This window comes from Frankia sp. AgKG'84/4 (assembly GCF_023242965.2).
Taxonomy (GTDB): domain Bacteria; phylum Actinomycetota; class Actinomycetes; order Frankiales; family Frankiaceae; genus Frankia.
Genome location: NZ_JALKFU020000059.1, coordinates 1 through 16,865 on the forward strand (window position 1 = coordinate 1; position 16,865 = coordinate 16,865).

The following is a 16,865-nucleotide window of genomic DNA, read 5'->3' on the forward strand; positions in this document are numbered from 1 at the left end:
GTGGAACACCGCCGGCGAGTCGACCGGTCCCGGTAGCGGTGGATCCGAGGGGGCCGGGTCTTACGGGATGGGGCCGGACGGAACAGCGGGGGTCGGCGGGCCGCTGCGCGGCGACGGCCAGCTTGACACCGGCTGGCCCGGTCGGGCCAGCACGGCCGCGGAGACGTTGCGCCGCGCCGGCGAGGTGGCGGCCCTCGCCCTGCGCGCCCACGACCATCAGCGCGACGCGCTGCGGCGCCTGCCCGACCCCCGCCCCAGTCCGGGCCGCACCCCGCTGGCGGTCCTCACCGGCTGGGCGGAGTCCGCCGCGGAACTGCTCTCCCTCGAACTTGAACGTGACGGGTTACCCCTGGCCCGGGCCGACGCCGAGGAACTCCTGCGAGAGCTCATCGGCCCACCGCCGCTCACCGGCGCCGACGAGCTCGCCGCCCGCCATCGCCGCGACGCCGACGTCCTCGCCCACCTGCCCGAACCCGTCGACCTGCGTCAACCCGCCGCCGTGCGCGCCGGGCTGCGCGCCGTCGGCATCGACGTGCCCGACACCCGCTCCGGGCGCCTGGAACCGCTGCGCGCCGCCCACCCCGTCGTCGGGGCGCTGCTGAGCTGGCGGCGAGCCGAACGGATCGCCACCACCTACGGATACCGGTGGCTGGACACCCACGTCGGCGCCGATGGCCGGCTGCGCGGCACCTGGCAGGCCAGCGACGGCGGCGCCGGGCGGATGACGGCCCAGGCGGGCCTGCACAACCTGCCCGCCGACCTGCGCCGGGCGGTCGCCGCCGAACCCGGCCGGGTCTTCGTCCGCGCCGACCTGGGGCAGATCGAACCCCGGGTCCTCGCCGTCGTCTCCGGCGACCCCGCCCTCGCCCATGCCACCGCGGCCGACGACATGTACGCCCCCGTCGCCGCCCAGCTGCGCCTGGCCCGCCCCGACGCGAAGGTCGCCGTGCTCGCCGCCATGTACGGCCAGAGCTCCGGCGCGGCCGGCGAGGCCCTGCGCCGGATGCGCCGCGCCTACCCCACGGCGCTGGCGTTCCTCGACGACGCCGAGGCCACCGGGCGCGCCGGCGGGAACCTACGCACCTTCGGCGGCCGACTGCTCCCACTCAGCCCGACGCCACCGGCCGGGCCCGCGGCCGCCCGCACGCCACCCCGACCACCCCGCGGGCTGCCTGACCCGCGCTCCGAGGACGACGTCGAACCGGAAAGCGACGCCACCCTGATGGCCCGCGGGCGCTTCGCCCGCAACGCCGTCGTGCAGGGCCCTGCCGCCGAGCTGTTCAAGTCATGGGCCGCCACGGTGCGCGCGGAGCTGCCCGCCCTCGACGGCGAGATCGTGCTGTGCCTGCACGACGAGCTTCTTCTCCACGTCCCCGAGGCGAACGCCGAGCGCGCCGCAGACCTGCTGCACCGTACCCTCACCGCCACCGCGGCCTACTGGAGCGCCGGCAGCAACGTCCGGATCCTCGCCGACGTGGCGATCCTGCGCCGCTGGTCCGAAGCCCACGACTGAGCAGCCCACGACTGAACCCATCCCCCTTAAGATAATCAACGCTGTTGACGGCATCGCACACCTATTTGATCACCACTAAGCCAACCCCGAGCCAAGCAACTGCCCCTCGGGCCAGCCATGATCATCCTGGCGGTTGGGGGAGTCGAGCGGCCGGCCACCGGGTGGCTGGTAGCGGTCGTGGCAGCGCGCCGAGGTGAAGATAGTCACTGCCGTTGACGTCGTTAGGAGCTCGGCTTCCGCTCAGGTAAAAGATCAACCACGGCACCTGGAGTGGGGCGCCGAACGAATCTTCGCGATTCGTTCGCGCGCGCTGTCCGGTGAGCATCGACCGGCGGCCGAACGATCAGTCCGAACCCCAGCTTCGATGATCACCCCTCCGCGTGTACTTGACATAATGAACATTATCGGCGCGTGTGGTGGGTGGGGGTGTGGTGGGGTTTGGGGTTGCTGGTTGGCCGCGTTTGGTTGGTCGGAGAGTTTCTGGTTTCAGTGGGGTTCGTGGCGGTGTTCGGGTTCGGGTGGAGGTGTAGCTGTGGGTGGTGTTCGGTGATGCTTCGTTTGTGATTGTGGTGGGCGGCGCCCGGTGGGGGCGCCGCGGGCTTCGCCGGGTGCTGTGTTCAGGGGCCGTGGTGTGGGGGTGGGGCGGCGAGGGGTTGGTCGGCGGCGGGGCCGGTGCAGCCGGGTTCCCAGGGTAGGTGGCCGGCGGGGTCGCTCCAGATGAGCTGGTAGGCGGGTACGGGTGGGCCGTCGGGGTGTTGGTGCAGGGTGTTGGCGTGGTGGAGCAGGTCGTCGGAGGCGGCGGTGTCGAGGGTGAGCAGGTGGTGGCGTCGGGGTGGGGTGAGGTCGGTGAGGGTGGCGCCGGGGGGTGGCGGGTCGCCGGCGTGGATGCGGGTGGCGAGGAGGTTGAGGTGGTGGGCGGCGGTGTTGGGTGGTAGGCCGGCGATGAGGAGTTCGGGGTGGTGCAGGGTGGTGAGGCCGATGGTGTAGGCGTAGTCGGGGTCGCTGGTGGTGGGGTCGGCGAGGACGGCCTGGATGGCCCAGCCGTGGCGGCGGATGGTGGCGCGGATCCAGGCGGCGTGCTGCTGGTCGAACTGGAGTTCGGTGTTCATGGTGTGGCTCCCCCGGGTCGGTGGTGGGATGCGGGGGAGGTTAGGCGCCGGGTCCGACAGTTTTGGGTTGGTGCTGGTGGCGGTGGGTGTCAGGGGGTTTCGAGGGTGAGGGCGAGGCTGTTCATGCAGTAGCGCTCGCCGGTGGGGCCGGGGCCGTCGGGGAAGACGTGGCCGAGGTGGCTGCCGCAGCGGGCGCAGCGGACTTCGGTGCGGGTCATGCCGTGGGAGTGGTCGTCGACGAGTTCGACGGCGGCGGTGTTGGTGGGTTCGGTGAAGCTGGGCCAGCCGGAGCCGGAGTCGTATTTGGTGTCGGAGGTGAACAGGGCGGCGTCGCAGGCGCCGCAGCGGTAGGTGCCGGCTTCTTTGCTGTAGGTGTAGGTGCCGCTGAAGGCGCGTTCGGTGGCGGCTTGGCGGAGGATGGCGTAGCGCTCGGGGCCGAGTTCGGCGCGCCATTCCTCATCGGTTTTGGTGATCTTGTTGTTGGTGGGGTCGGTGGGGGTCATGTGTGGTGGTCCTTTCTGGTGGTTCGTTGCGGTGTGGTCGGGTGGCGTGGTGGGGTGCTACTCCCCCGTGTCTGGTGTGGTGTGGCGCAGGGTGAGGGGTGCGGCGGCGGCGGCGCCGCCGAGGGCGGCGATGGTCATGGCGGTGCCGAGGGCGGGTGGGAGGTGGCCGCGGGCGGTGGCGGTGGCGAAGACGGAAACGTCGCCGGCGTCGGCGAGCATTCCGGCGGTGAGCCAGGTGTGGGTGTCGTGGTGGGTGGCGAGTGCGGTGAGCAGGCCGGCGCCGAGGGCGAGGTCGCGGATGGCGGCGAGGCGGGCGGTCCAGGCGAGGCGGGTGGCGGTGTTCTGGTCGGTGCCGGTGAGGCGCAGGGTGGCGGTGGCGTGGGTGAGGATGAGGGCGCCGACGGCGCAGCGGGCGATACCGAGGGTGACGGTGTGGAGGGTGTGGAGGGGGCGGGTGGGGTGTTTCGTGGTGGGGTGCTGGCGCGCTGCGTTCATGATTGTGTTACGGGTCCTTCCGCGGTGGGAACGTCTGGGCTGGCCAGAACGTTGTGGACGGGTAGTTGCATACGACTCGACGCTCGGAGGAGTTATATGGGCGAGCGCATCCTGCGGGGAAGCCGTCTCGGTGCCGTGTCCTACGAGACTGACCGCAGTACCGAGCTTGCCCCGCGGCAGTCGGCTTCCTACGACTGTCCCAATGGCCATCAGTTCACGATGCCTTTCGCGGCTGAGGCGGAAGTGCCGTCGGTGTGGGAGTGCCGGGTCTGCGGTGGGGCTTCGGTGATCGTTGATGGTGAGCGGCCGGAGCCGAAGAAGGCGAAGCCGCCGCGGACGCACTGGGACATGCTGATGGAGCGTCGGACGACCGACGATCTGGAGGAGGTTCTGGCGGAGCGCCTGGCGGTGCTGCGGGGCACTGGTGAGGGGCGGCGTAGCGCCTGATCGGTGCCGACGGTGGGTGGTTGAGGGTCGGGCACGGTGTGCGTGCCCGACCGTTTGGCGTGCCTGGGGTTGGGTGTGGTGTGTGGGTGGTCAGTGGCTGGTGGTGACGTCGGCGGGTTGGTCGGCGTCGTCGGTGTTGTCGGCGGGGGTGTTGTCGCGGGTGGTCTGGGTGGGGGTGTGGTGTTCGGTGGTGGGTTGTGTGGGGGTGGGGCGGGGGGTGGGTTGGCGGCGGCGGTGGGTGGCGGCCCATAGGGCGACGCGCCAGAAGGCTTCGGCGACGATGGTGTTGCTCATCTTGGAGGTGCCGCGGGCGCGTTCGACGAAGGTGATGGGCACTTCGGTGACGCGGAATCCGGAGCGCCAGGCTCGCCAGGCGAGGTCGACCTGGAAGCAGTAGCCCTGGGAGACGACTTGGGTGAGGTCGCGGGCGCGTAGGACGTCGGCGCGGTAGGCGCGGTAGCCGGCGGTGGCGTCTCGCAGCGGCATGCCGAGGGCGGCGCGGACGTAGATGTTGGCGCCGCGGGAGAGCAGGAGTCGTCGTCGCGGCCAGTTGTGTACTTCTCCCCCGGTGACCCAGCGGGCGCCGATGGCGAGGTCGGCGTGGTCGAGGGCGGCGAGCAGGCGGGGTAGCTGTTCGGGTTGGTGGGAGCCGTCGGCGTCCATTTCGACGATGACGGTGTAGTCGTGTTCGAGGGCCCAGGTGAAGCCGGCGACGTAGGCGGTGCCGAGGCCGGATTTGCCGGGTCGGTGCAGGACGTGGATGTGGGGGTCCTCGGCGGCGAGTTCGTCGGCTAGGTCGCCGGTGCCGTCGGGGCTTGCGTCGTCGATGACGAGCAGGTCGACCGTCGGGTTCGCCGCGCGTAGGCGCCGGGCGGTGTCCTGGAGGTTGTCCCGTTCGTTGTAGGTCGGGACGCAGACGACGACGCGGTGCTGATCCACGCGGTTCCTTTCCTGATCGGGGGCCATGTCCGTCAGCCCGGCCCGGGGGGCGTCACTGTGGGTGTCGTCTCGCGGGGCGGTGGCGGCCTGCGGGGTGGTGCGGGGGCGGTCCGGGCCGTGGGTGGCGTGTTCGCGGCGGCGGTGGAGCGCTCCCGCCATCATGGCGCCCAGGCCGAGGATGAGCAGCACCGCCTCGGGGAGGTCGCCGGCGCGGTCGGCGAGGGTGCGGCTGGTGCGTAGGGGCAGGGTGGCGGTGAGGATGGCGGGTTGGTAGAGGCCGCTGGTGGCGAGCAGGGTGCCGTCGGGGGCGATGAGGGCGCTTTGGCCGCTGGTGGAGACCTGGATGGTGGCGCGGGCGTGTTCGACGGCGCGTAGGCGGGACATGGCGAGTTGCTGTTGGCTTTCGCCGTTGCGGCCGAAGGAGGCGTTGTTCGTTTGGATGACGAGTAGTTGTGCGCCGTGGTCGATGGTGTCGCGCACGAGGCTGTCGTAGGCGACTTCGAAGCAGATGACGTCGCCGAGGGTGGTGTCGGCGGCGGTGAGGGCGCCGGGGGTGTGGCCGGGTTGGAAGTCGCTGGGCATGTCGTCGGCGAAGCGGCTGATCAGGCGGGTGAGCAGGGCGCGGCCGGGGAGGTATTCGGCGAAGGGGACGGGGTGGCGTTTGACGTACATCTGGCCGGTGAAGCCGTCGGCGGTCCAGATCATGCCGGCGTTGCGGACGTGGCCGGGTCCTGGTCCGTCGAGGACGGCGCCGATGAGGACGGGTGCGCCCGCGGTGCGGGCGGCGTCGCGTAGGGCGGCGGCGACGGTGGGGTCGCGGGTGGGGTCGAGGTCGGAGGAGTTTTCGGGCCAGAGGACGAGGTCGGGGGCCGGGCGGTGGCCGGCGGCGACGTCGGCGGCGAGCTGGCGGGTCTGGGTGAGGTGGTTGGCGGTGACCTGGAAGGCGCGGCCGAGTGCGTGGATGCCGCCGTCGGCGGGGACGTTGCCTTGGATCGCGGCGATGGTGCGGGTGCCGTTCTGGGCGGCGGTGGGCAGGGGGATGAGCTGTCCGGCGAGGGTGAGGGCGAGCGCGCCGAGTAGGGGTGGGGTGAGGTGGCGGGGGGTGTGCGTCCAGCTGTGGTGGTGGCGTAGGGCGTGGTGGGTGTGCAGGGCGGTGTGGGCGAGCAGGGCGCCGAGGATGGCGACGGCGGCGGTGAGGGTGGGGGCGCCGCCGAGGGCGACGAGGGGGGTCAGGGGGCTGTGGGATTGGGTGAAGGCGAGGCGTCCCCAGGGGAAGCCGCCGAAGGGGGCGCGGTCGCGGAGTGCTTCCTGGGCGGTCCAGAGGGCGCCGGTCCACAGCCAGGGGGCGGGTAGTCGCCAGACGAGGGTGGTGGCGGGGGCGATGAGCGCGAGGATGGCGGCTTCGGCGGCGGCGAGGATGATCCAGGCGTCGGCGCCGACGAAGGAGACGAAGCGCAGTAGTGGGAGGAAGAAGGCGAGGGCGAACAGGAAGCCGAGTGCGTAGGAGGCGCGTGGTCGGCGGCCGCGGACGGTGAGGGTGAGCAGGGTGATGGCCAGGGGTGCGAGGGGCCAGGCGCCGACGGGTGGGCTGGCGAGGTAGAGCAGCAGGCCGCCGGTGATGGCGGTGAGTGCTGGTGGGGTGCGTCGGCGCAGGGTGGCGTGGCGGTGGCGGTTGTGGGTGGTCTCCCCCGCTGTCTGCGCGCTGGTTGGTTGCTGTGGTGTGGGTGGTGTCGGCGCGGTGGGTGCTGGGGCCGGCTCCCCCGGGTTCGGCACCTTTGGTGCGGCCTGGTCTTCAGGGGGCGTGGGTGTGGTGGCGGCCGGCTTCGCGGTGGGGTCTGGCGGTGTGCTGGTGGGGGCACCGGCCGCCTGGGCCGTGGGGCGGGGGCGAGCCGGTGAGGTGGTCACGGGTCCAGTTTCTGTCACGGTGGGGGTGCTGACCAAGCCGGCCCCGCCGGGGTGGCGCCGCGGGGTGGGTCCAGGGGCGGCTGGTGTGCCGCCCCCACTCCACCCTATCGAACATGTGTTCGGGTCTCTGGTGGGTCAGGTCAGGGTGTCGTGGAGGATCTCACCGCGTAGGACGGTGCGGCGGCAGGTGGGGGTGGGTGTGTGCGGGTTGGGTAGCGCGCCGGGGTGGTTCCTGTCGGTGTCGTGCTGGTCCCAGATGGCGTAGGTGGCGGGGTGGTGGGGGGCGAGGATGCCGTGGCCGTCGGCGTCGGCGCGGGCGGCGCGCCAGCCGCCGCGGGTGGCGGCGTGCAGGGCGGCGCGGGGGGTGAGGCGGGCGGCGGGGTTGTGGTGGTTGGTGGCGGCGTGGACCGCGCCCCAGGGGTCGAGGGGGGTGACGGGGGCGTCGGAGCCGAAGGCGAGGGTGATGCCGGCGTGGGTGAGGGCGGCGTAGGGGTTGGTGGCGGTGGCGCGGGTGGGTCCGAGGCGGGTGGCGTACAGGCCGTGGGGGCCGCCCCAGTGGGCGTCGAAGGCGGGCTGGGTGGAGATGACGAGGTTGTAGGCGGCGATTCTCGGTAGGTGGGTGGGGTGGATCATTTCGGCGTGTTCGAGGCGGTGGCGGCCGGCGGCGATGGGGGCGCGTCCGAGGGTGGCCGCGGCGGCGTCGAGGCCGTCGAGGACGGTGGTGATGGCGGCGTCGCCGATGGCGTGGAAGCCGGTCTGGCGGCGGGCGTGGGTGGCGGCCAGGACGATGTCGCGGATGGTGTGGGTGTCCAGGTGCAGGGTGCCGTGGTGGTGGCTGTCGGTGTAGGGGGTGTGCAGGGCGGCGGTGTGGGAGCCCAGGGAGCCGTCGACGAAGGTGTCGCCTCCCCAGGCGACGTCGAGGTCGATGGCGGTGGGTAGGTCGCCGGCCCAGTAGCCGGTGATGTGGGGGCCGGGGGTGGTTGCGGCGTGGGTGAGCAGGCCGGCGAGGTCGTCGGCGGAGGAGACCTGGGGGCCGGCCATTTCGTGCAGGGCGGCGATGCCGAGGGTGGCGGCGCGGGTGCGGGTGGCGGTCCAGGCGTCGCGGCGCTGGCTGGGTGTGAGGGTGTTGTCGGCGGTGCGCCGGGCGTGGTGGTGGGCGTCGCCGGTGACGCGGCCGTCGGGGTGCCAGCCGGGGTGGTCGGTGGCGTGGGCGGCGATGGCGAGGGCGGTGGAGATGACGGCGGTGTGTCCGTCGACGCGGGCGAGGTAGACGGCGGCGCCGCTGGTGGCGCGGTCGAGTTCGCTGGCGGTGGGGGGTGTGGGGTCTGGCCAGGTGGTTTCGTCCCAGCCGGTGCCGAACACGGTGGTGCCGTGGTGGTGGCGGTGGTGGTGGGCGAGGGCGTCGAGGGCGTGGGTGCGGGTGGGGGCGCCGGTGAGGTTCAGGCCGGTGAGGGCGAGGCCGGTGGCGGTGGTGTGCAGGTGGGCGTCGACGAAGGCGGGGGTGATCAGGGCGCCGTGCAGGTTGATGACGGTGTCGGCGTGCAGGGTGGTGGCGGTGTCGTCGGTGCCGATCCAGGTGATGGTGTTGGTGTCGGTGTCGGTGAGCATGGCGGTGGCGGTGGGGCTGGTGGGGGTGTGGATGTGGCCGCCGTGGTAGAGGACGGTGCGGCGGGGGTGGGTGGTGGTCACGACAGGTGAGTGTGCGCGGTGTGGTGGCGGGTGGTGGGTCAGAGCCCGGGTGGGCGGCCTTCGTAGGGGGTGGAGAGCACGACCATGGTGCGGGTGAAGACGTCGGCGGCGGCGCGGATGCGCTGCAGGAGGTTCTCGAGGTCGGTGGGGCTGGCGACGCGGACCTTGAGCAGGTAGCTCTCCTGGCCGGCGACGCTGTGGCAGGCCTCGATCTCGACGATGTGGGCGAGGCGGTCGGCGGCGTCGTCGGGTTGGCTCGGGTCGATCGGGGTGATCGAGACGAACGCGGTCAGGGGCAGGCCGACTTGGGCGGGGTCGACGAGCGCGGTGTAGGAGGTGATGACGCCGCGTTGTTCCAGGCGGCGCACGCGCTGATGGACGGCGGAGACCGACAGGCCGGTGGCCCGGCCGAGGTCGGTGAAACTCATACGCCCATCTCTGCACAGCATCTGCACGATTCGTCGGTCGAGATCTTCCAGCACGATCCGGAGCGTACGCACGCGGACGTGGTGGTAGTGGTGGTTTTCTGGTCCGTTTTCTGGTCCCGGTGGGACAGCCGGTACGGTCGCGAGTGGAGTGTGTCCGAGGGCGCGGGGCCGGGGTTGTTCGGGGGGCCGGTGCTGTGTGGGGTCCGGTGGTGGGTGAGGGGGCGGGTGTGGCGGTGGCTGCTGGTGGTGGCGGGCTGATGCTGGTGGATACGCCGTCGTTGTATTTCCGGGCGTTCTATGGGGTGCCGCGGTCGGTGCGGGCGGCGGATGGGACGCCGGTGGGGGCGGTGCGGGGGCTGCTCGATGTGCTGGCGCGGCAGGTGCGTGAGGTGCGTCCTGCGCAGGTGGTGTGCTGTTTCGACGCGGATTGGCGTCCGGCGTTTCGGGTGGCGTTGCTGGGGTCGTACAAGGCGCATCGGGTGGCGGGGTCGGGGGTGGGTGGGGAGGTGGAGGCGGTCGAGGAGGAGCTGCTGGTCCAGTTGCCGATCATTGATGAGGTGTTGGATGCGTTCGGGATCGCGCGGGTGTCGGCGGCGGGGTTCGAGGCTGATGACGTGATCGCGACGTTGGCGACGCGTCATCGGGGTGAGGTGGATGTGCTCAGTGGGGATCGGGATCTGTTTCAGCTGGTGGATGATGCGGCGGGGGTGCGGGTGCGGTACGCGGTGGAGCGGTTCGCGGTGGTGGATGAGGCGTCGGTGACGGCGCGGTATGGCATTCCGGGGCGGGCGTACGCGGATTTCGCGGTGTTGCGGGGTGATCCGAGTGACGGGTTGCCGGGGGTGGCGGGGATCGGGGCGAAGACGGCGGCGGCGTTGCTGGGGCGGTTCGGGTCGTTGTCGGCGGTGTTGGAGGCGCTGCGGGGGGCGCCGGCGGGGGGTGTGGTCGAGGGGGTGTCGGCGGCGGTGCGCCGGCGGTTGGTGGCGGCGGAGGGCTATTTGGAGGTGGCGCCGCGGGTGGTGGCGGTGGTGCGTGACTGTCCGCTCGGTGCGGTGGTGGGGGCGCCGGTGGATGCGGTGGCGCTGGCGGCGTTGGGGCAGCGGTGGGGGGTGGCGGGGTCGGTGGGGCGGTTGGAGTCGGCGTTGCGGTCGGTCGCGGGTGGCTGATGTGGTGTCTGGTCCCGGTGCTTGGTTTGGTCTTCGGGTGGCGCGTGGTCTTGGTGGTGGCGGGGTTGCGGGGTGTGATGGTGGGGCTGCTGGCGGGTGGGGGGCGGGGTGGACGGTAGGTTTTGCGGGCGCGCCGCGACTCGGGCATCGGCTGGTGAACGGCGCGCGGGCCTCGCGGGGGCGGATCGTCGCCTAGGGTTGCCCAGCGGAGGTGCGTCGGTGCGTCCGCAGGACGTGTTCACGGTGCGGGTGCCCGTCGGGGTGTCCCGGTAGATGAGGGCAGCGGAGGTCAGGGTGGGGCTGCGTGAGCGGCTCGCGGGTCGGCGTGTGCTGGTGACCGGGATGACCGGGTTCATGGGTGAGGCGCTGCTGGAGCGGTTGCTGTCGGATTTTCCTGATACCCAGGTGGTGGCGTTGGTGCGGCCGCGGGGTAGTCACAGTGGCGCGGCGCGGTTGGCGCGGATGTTGCGTAAGCCGTCGTTCGGGCCGTTGCGGGAGCGTCTGGGTGCGGCGGAGCTCGCGGCGGTGTTGGCGCGGCAGGTGCAGGTGGTGGAGGGGGATCTGGCGTCGTTGCCGCAGCTTCCGGCGGAGATCGACGTGGTGATCCACTGCGCTGGGGAGGTGTCGTTCGATCCGCCGATCGACGATGCGTTCCGGATCAATGTGGGTGGGGTGCAGGAGCTGGTGCGGGCGTTGCGGGCGGGGGGTTCGGCGCCGCATCTGGTGCATGTGTCGACGGCGTATGTGGCGGGGTTGCGGTCGGGGCATATCGCGGAGGGGCCGCTGGCGCACGGGGTGGACTGGCGGGTGGAGCAGGCGTACGCGGCGCGGGTGCGGGAGCAGACGGAGGACGCGTCGCGTTCGCCGGAGAACTCGGCGCGGTTCCGGCGGGCGGCGGGGCGGGGGTTCGCGGCGGCGGGGGCGCAGACGGTGTCGGCGGAGGCGGAGCGGCTGCGCCGGGAGTGGGTGGCGCGCCGGCTGGTGTCGGCGGGTGGGGAACGTGCGCAGGTGTTGGGGTGGACTGATGCGTACACGTTCACGAAGGCGTTGGCGGAGCGCTGGTTGGAGGAGCATCACGGGGAGTTGCCGTTGACGGTGGTGCGTCCGTCGATCATCGAGAGTGCGTTGGCGCGGCCGTTCCCCGGGTGGATCGAGGGGTTCAAGATGGCCGAGCCGCTGATCATTGCTTATGGGCGTGGTGAGCTGCCGGATTTCCCGGCGTCCCCGGACGCGGTGGTCGATATCATTCCGATTGATCTGGTGGTGAACGCGACGTTGGCGGCGGCGGCGGCACCGCCGCCGGTGGACTCCCCCGCCTATTACACGGTGTGTTCTGGTTTCCGGAATCCGTTGCGGTTCCAGGAGTTGTATTCGCATGTGCGGGAGTATTTTCTGGCGGATCCGTTGCCGCAGCGGGGGCGGGGGGCGATCGGGGTGCCGCAGTGGCCGTTCGCGGGGGCGCCGGCGGCGGAGGCGCGTCTTCGTCGCGGTGAGCTGGTGGTGGGTGCGGCGGGGCGGGTGTTGTCGCAGGTTCCGGCGTCGCGTCGGGCGCGGGTGTGGGCGGGGCAGTTGGAACGGGCGCAGACGCGGGTGGGTTTCCTGCGGCGTTATTCGGATGTGTACCGGGCGTACACGAAGGCTGAGCTTGTCTATGTTGATGATGCGACGCGGGCTTTGTATGAGGGTTTGGATGAGGCGGACAAGGTCGATTTCGGGTTTGATCCGCGGTGTTTCGACTGGCGGCATTATCTGCAGGAGGTGCACTGTCCGGCGGTGACGGCGGTGTTGCGGAGGCCGCGGGCGGCGGCGGCGCCGCGGCGGCTGTCGGGGAATTTGGCGGCCGGTGATGGGGTGCTGGCGGTGTTCGATCTGGATGGGGCGGTGGCGGCGGCGTCGGTGGTGGAGTCGTATCTGTGGATGCGGCTGGCGGATGAGGGTGTGTGGGGGCGGGCGCGGGAGTTGGCGTCGTTGGCGGCGGCGTTGCCGGGGTATGCGCGGGCGGATCGGCGTGATCGTGGTCATTTGATGCGGGCGGTGTACGCGCGGTATGCGGGGGTGGATCCGCTGGAGTTGGAGCGTCTGGTGGCGGAGGTGGCGGGGGATGTGTTGTTGCGTCGGGTGCGTCCGGCGGGGATTCGTCGGGTGCGGGAGCATCGGGCGGCGGGGCATCGGACGGTGTTGTTGACGGGGGCGTTGGAGGTGGTGACGCGGCCGTTGGCGTCGTTGTTCGATGATGTGGTGGCGGCGCGTCTGGAGGTGGGCGGAGATGGTCGGTTGACGGGCCGGTTGGAGTCGTCTCCGCTGGTGGGTGATGCGCGGGCGGCGTTCGTGCGTCATCACGCGCGGGGGGTGGGGGCGGATCTGTCGGTGTCGTGGGCGTATGCGGACAGCCAGTCGGATCTGCCGTTGTTGGGGGCGGTGGGTAATCCGGTGGCGGTGAATCCGGATGTGGCGTTGCACCAGGTGGCGCGGGGGTCGGGGTGGCCTATCGAGGAGTGGTTGGTGGCGGCGGGTGAGTCGCGGATGGTGGTGGGTAGTCGGGTGGAGCGTCGCTGGCAGGCGGCGGCGGGTCGTGGTGTGCGGTGAGCCGGGGGCTGCAGTTGTATGCGTCGCCGGGGCGGGCGGTGGCGGCGCGGGTGGTGGGTGCGGGTGGCGGTTGGGCGTCGGGTGCGGTGTGCCGGGCGGTGCCGTTGCGGTATGTGGAGGGTGCGGATCCGGTGCCGCCGGCGGCGGGGTGGGTGCGGGTGCGGCCGTCGTTGTCGGGGATCGGTGGTGCTGATCTGGCGTTGGTGACGGGGCGGGCGTCGGGGTATCTGGCGGCGGGGTTGCCGTTGCCGTTCGTGCCGGGCCGGGAGGTGGTGGGTCTGGTGCAGGAGCAGGTGCGTGCGGGTGGCGGGGTGGTGGTTCCTGCGGGTGGGCGGGTGGTGGTGGATGCGTCGGTGGCGGGGCGGGCGGCGGCGGGTGGGGTGGCCGGGGGTGGGTGGAGCCGGGTGATGGTGGTGCCGGCGGCGGCGTTGCGGGTGGTGCCGGCGGGGGTGTCGGATGCGCGGGCGGTGCTGGTGGATGCGGCGGTGCGGGCGGTGCGGGCGGTGGCGGGTGCGCGGGTGGCGGCGGGTGCGCGGGTGCTGGTGGTGGGGTCGGGGGCGGTGGGGTTGTGCACGGTGTTGGCGTTGCGGGCGTTCAGTGAGGCGGGTGAGGTGGTGGTGGTGACGCGTCATGGTGGGCGGGCGCGGTTGGCGGGTGAGTTCGGCGCGTCGGTGGTGTTCGAGCCGGCGGGGGCGTTGGCGGGGGTGCGCCGGGTGACGCGGGCGGTGCGTGTCGGTGGGCCTGGCGGTGTGTCGTTTCTGCGGGGTGGGGTGGAGGTGGCGGTGCAGGCGGCGGGGGACGCGGCGGGGTTGTCGTTGGCGTTGCGGGTGACGGCGCCGGGGGGTCGGGTGGTGGTGGCGGGGGTGCCGTCGGGTCGGGTGGCGGTGACGCCGGTGTGGGCGCGGGAGTTGGAGCTGGTGGGGGTGGGTGGGGGGGACGGTGTGGGCGGGTTGGAGGCGCGGGAGGTGCTGCGTCGGGCGTGGGTGTTGCTGGGCGATGTGCGGTTGGAGGGGCTGGTGGGCGCGGTGTATCCGCTGGGTCGTTGGCGGGAGGCGTTGGCGCATGCGTGGGATGCGGGTCGTCTGGGTGTGGTGCGGGTGGCGTTCGATCCGGCGGTGTCGTCGTGAGGGGCTGTGCTGTGACCGGTGTGGTGAGGTCGGGCGGTGTGGTGTCGGGGGCGCCGGCGGCGGGTGGCATTGACGTGGGTGGCGGCGCGGGTGGCATTGTGGCTGGCGGCATTGTGGCAGGCGGCATTGTGGTCGGTGGCATGGCGGCCGGCGATGTCGTGGCCGGCGGTGTCGTGGCGGGTGTCGTTGTGGCGGGTGTCGTCGTGGCGGGTGTTGCGGCGGTGGGAGGCCGCGTGGCGGCGGGTGGGACGGGTCCGGCCGTGGGGTCGGGGTCGGAGACGGTCCGCGTGGGGTGTGGCTTCACGCGGCGGACGTGGAAGGAAGCGCTTCGGTGAGACCGGGGTTCGTGCTCGAGGTCGACGAACGGACTCCCCCGCTGCTGGTGCATTCCGGCGACGGGGTGCTGCTGGAGCGGTTCCCGCTCGGTACGCGGGTGGTGTATCCGCCGCAGCCGCGGGGTGGTGTTGAGAGCGTTGACGCTGCGATCGGTGCCGCGTTGGACGCGCCGGTGGGTGAGAGCGCGCCGTTGGCGGCGCTGCTGCGACCGGGGATGCGTCTGGCGATCAGCGTGCAGGATCTGACGGCGCCGTCGCCGCGGATGCGTGGGCGTGATGTGCGCGGGCGGATCCTGGAGCGGGTGTTGTCGCTGGCGGCGGCGGCCGGGGTGGATGAGGTGACGTTGGTGGTCGCCGGGGGTCTGAACCGGCGGTTGTCGGCGGCGGAGGTGGCGCGCCTGGTCGGGGAACGGGTGTTCCGTTCGTTCTGGCCGCAGCGGCTGGTGTGTCACGACGCGGAGGACATCGCGGGGCTGGTCGAGGTGGGTACGGCGGAGTCCGGGGAGGCGCTGCAGGTCGCTCGGGTCGTCGCGCAGGCGGATCTGCTGGTCGCGGTGGAGGTTGTGCAGACGCCGGGTGCGGGGGGCGCTGCGGGTCTGGTGGGGGGCCTGTCGTCGTATGCGTCGCTGCGGGGGGTGCGTGGTGTCGCTGCGGTGATGCGGGACGCGGGGTTGTCCGGGTCGGTGTCGTCCGGGTCGCTGGTGGACGGGTCGCTGGTGGACGGGCCGGCGGCGGACGGGCCGGCGGCGGGTGACGGCGGGTCGGCGGCGGCCCGGTTGGGGGCGGTGCTGGGCGCGGCGGTGCCGGTGTTCGCGGTGACGGCGACGGTGAACCTGGCGGTGGGGCCGGCGGGGTCGGCGTTCCTGACGCGCCGGGAGTGGGAGTGGTCGCTGGCGGATCAGGCGATGGCGTTCGGGGTGGGTCGTGGGATGGATCTGCTCGCCGGGCGGGTGCGTCGCCGGGCGTTGCGGGAACTGGCTGCGGATTATGCGATCACGTCGGTGACGGCGGGTGAGGTGTCGGCGGTGTCCGCGGCGGCGTGGGCGCAGGTGTTGGAGCAGCAGGCGGTGGAGGTTCCCGGGCAGGCGGATGTGCTGGTCGTCGGGTCGGCGCCGTTCGGGCCGTATCACGGGTCGGGGCCGGCGGACCCGGTGCTGGCGGCGCATGGGGCGCTGGCGGGGGTGTTCGGCGGCTACCGGGGGGTGCCGGTCGTGCGGGAGAACGGTGCGATGATCGTCTACCATCCGATGGCGGCGAGGTTCTCGCAGTTGCATCAGCCGTCGTATGTGGATTTCTACGAGGAGGTTCTGGCGGAGTCCAGCGAGCCGGCGACGATCGAGGCGAAGTTCGAGCGGCAGTACGCGACGGACCCGTGGTACACGTCGCTGTACCAGACGTCGTTGGCGTTGCATGGGGTGCATCCGTTCCACCGCTGGTATGAGACGGCGCCGGCGCGGGGGTATCTCGGTGAGGTGGTGTTCGTCGGCGGGAATCGGGCGGTGTGCGCGCGGCTGGGTTTCCGGGCGGCGTCGACGTTGGCGGACGCGTTGGAGATCGTGTCGGGGTCGGTGGGGCGTGACCCGTCGATCGCCTATGTGCACAGTCCCCCGGGGCTGGTCGCGCAGGTGCGGTGAGGTCGCGGTGGGAGCTGGTGTGCTGGTCGGGATCGGTAGGCAGGGGTGATGGAGATGGGTCGTGGGTCGCGTCGTGGTGTGGGTGTGCGGGTGCTCGCGCGGGGGTTGCGTCCGGGTGGCCGGGCGGGTGGGGCCGCGGCGGGTCGGGCGCGGGGTGCGCCGGGTGAGGTGACGGTGGGGTCGCGGGAGTTCTCGACGGTCTGGGCGCGGTCCGCTCCGGCGCGGGTGACGCGGGCGGTGTTTTTGGCGGGGGCGATGGGTCCGCTGCTGCGTTCGACGTTGACGGTGCGGGCGTGGGGTGCGGAGGTGTTCGAGGAGGTCCGCGACACCCCGGTGATCATCGTGTCTAATCACAGCAGTCATCTCGATGCGCCGTTGTTGCTGTGTGCGTTGCCGCGGCGGGTGCGGGCGCGTACGGCGGTGACGGCGGCGGCGGATTATTTCTTCGGCAGTGTGTGGCGGGGTGCGTCGAGTGCGTTGGCGTTCGCGACGGTGCCGATTGACCGTAGTGGTGGTGCGCCGTCGGCGACGCCGATGAATCTGTTGCGTGACGGGTGGAACCTGGCGATTTTCCCGGAGGGGACGCGGTCGAAGGATGGGGCGCGGGGCCGGTTCCGGCTCGGCGCGGCGTATCTGTCGATCAATGCGGGGGTGCCGGTGGTGCCGGTGGGGGTGCGGGGGGCGTTCGCGGCGATGCCGCGGGGCCGGTCGTGGCCGGTGCCGGGCCGGGCGCCGGTGACGGTGCGTTTTGGCCGGCCGATGCGTCCGGGTGAGGGTGAGGATGTGCGGTCGTTCACCGCGCGGTTGGCCGCGGAGGTGGACCGGTTGTGTGCGGAGGACGCGTCGAGCTGGTGGGATTCGACGCGGGAGGCGGCCGCGGACGCTGTGGTGCTCTCCCCCGCGTTGCCGGCGGGTGCGGGACGTGAGGCAGGTGGCGGGCAGGGGCCCGGCGGGGGTGCGCAGGCGGGCGCGGCGGGTCAGGCGGAGGT

Annotated in this window: 13 protein-coding genes; 7 read left to right on the forward strand and 6 right to left on the reverse strand. The window is 72.3% G+C overall.

What is annotated here, in order from left to right:
• A partial coding sequence (locus tag MXD58_RS06640; protein ID WP_250609118.1) for a DNA polymerase occupies positions 1 to 1,513 on the forward strand: 1,513 nt, incomplete at its 5' end.
• Positions 1,514 to 2,130: 617 nt separating this feature from the next.
• Here the strand turns inward: MXD58_RS06640 and MXD58_RS06645 are convergent.
• The 3 genes from MXD58_RS06645 to MXD58_RS06655 form a co-directional block, all read right to left on the reverse strand.
• The gene (locus MXD58_RS06645; protein ID WP_248837019.1) at positions 2,131 to 2,622 is read right to left on the reverse strand and encodes a DUF4262 domain-containing protein; all 492 of its coding nucleotides are present in this window, start codon (positions 2,620 to 2,622) and stop codon (positions 2,131 to 2,133) included.
• Between the two features lie 89 nt (positions 2,623 to 2,711).
• Entirely contained in the window at positions 2,712 to 3,125 is a 414-nt protein-coding gene (gene msrB, locus MXD58_RS06650; protein WP_248837018.1) for a peptide-methionine (R)-S-oxide reductase MsrB, read from the reverse strand.
• A 57-nt stretch (positions 3,126 to 3,182) separates the two neighbouring features.
• Positions 3,183 to 3,620 (reverse strand): hypothetical protein, encoded by a 438-nt coding sequence (locus MXD58_RS06655; protein ID WP_248837017.1) that lies wholly within the window; start codon positions 3,618 to 3,620, stop codon positions 3,183 to 3,185.
• A gap of 96 nt (positions 3,621 to 3,716) precedes the next feature.
• Between MXD58_RS06655 and MXD58_RS06660 the strand changes: the two genes are divergently transcribed.
• On the forward strand, positions 3,717 to 4,067 hold the full coding sequence (locus MXD58_RS06660) for an RNA polymerase-binding protein RbpA (protein ID WP_101833638.1): 351 nt from the start codon (positions 3,717 to 3,719) through the stop codon (positions 4,065 to 4,067).
• Between the two features lie 90 nt (positions 4,068 to 4,157).
• On the opposite strand, the gene lnt is transcribed toward MXD58_RS06660, so the two are convergent.
• The 3 genes from lnt to MXD58_RS06675 all read right to left on the reverse strand — a co-directional run bounded on the left by lnt (position 4,158) and on the right by MXD58_RS06675 (position 9,100).
• Entirely contained in the window at positions 4,158 to 6,779 is a 2,622-nt protein-coding gene (gene lnt, locus MXD58_RS06665; RefSeq protein ID WP_250609119.1) for an apolipoprotein N-acyltransferase, read from the reverse strand.
• A 267-nt stretch (positions 6,780 to 7,046) separates the two neighbouring features.
• Positions 7,047 to 8,600, reverse strand: a complete 1,554-nt coding sequence (locus MXD58_RS06670) for an amidohydrolase (RefSeq protein ID WP_248837015.1) — start codon at positions 8,598 to 8,600, stop codon at positions 7,047 to 7,049.
• Between the two features lie 38 nt (positions 8,601 to 8,638).
• Positions 8,639 to 9,100, reverse strand: a complete 462-nt coding sequence (locus MXD58_RS06675) for an Lrp/AsnC family transcriptional regulator (RefSeq protein WP_518477315.1) — start codon at positions 9,098 to 9,100, stop codon at positions 8,639 to 8,641.
• 185 nt (positions 9,101 to 9,285) lie between these two features.
• On the opposite strand from MXD58_RS06675, the gene MXD58_RS06680 reads away from it, so the two are divergent.
• From MXD58_RS06680 to MXD58_RS06700, 5 genes are all read left to right on the forward strand, one after another.
• Positions 9,286 to 10,194, forward strand: a complete 909-nt coding sequence (locus MXD58_RS06680; RefSeq protein ID WP_248837147.1) for a 5'-3' exonuclease — start codon at positions 9,286 to 9,288, stop codon at positions 10,192 to 10,194.
• Positions 10,195 to 10,488: 294 nt separating this feature from the next.
• Entirely contained in the window at positions 10,489 to 12,780 is a 2,292-nt protein-coding gene (locus MXD58_RS06685) for an SDR family oxidoreductase (protein WP_248837014.1), read from the forward strand.
• Entirely contained in the window at positions 12,777 to 13,907 is a 1,131-nt protein-coding gene (locus MXD58_RS06690) for a zinc-binding dehydrogenase (protein ID WP_250609120.1), read from the forward strand. The genes MXD58_RS06685 and MXD58_RS06690 overlap by 4 nt, the downstream gene beginning before the upstream one ends.
• A 331-nt stretch (positions 13,908 to 14,238) precedes the next feature.
• Positions 14,239 to 15,876: a lactate racemase domain-containing protein gene (locus MXD58_RS06695; protein ID WP_248840462.1), complete on the forward strand. Its 1,638-nt coding sequence runs from the start codon at positions 14,239 to 14,241 to the stop codon at positions 15,874 to 15,876.
• 84 nt (positions 15,877 to 15,960) lie between these two features.
• The coding region (locus MXD58_RS06700; RefSeq protein WP_308301920.1) for a lysophospholipid acyltransferase family protein at positions 15,961 to 16,865 on the forward strand (905 nt) is incomplete at its 3' end.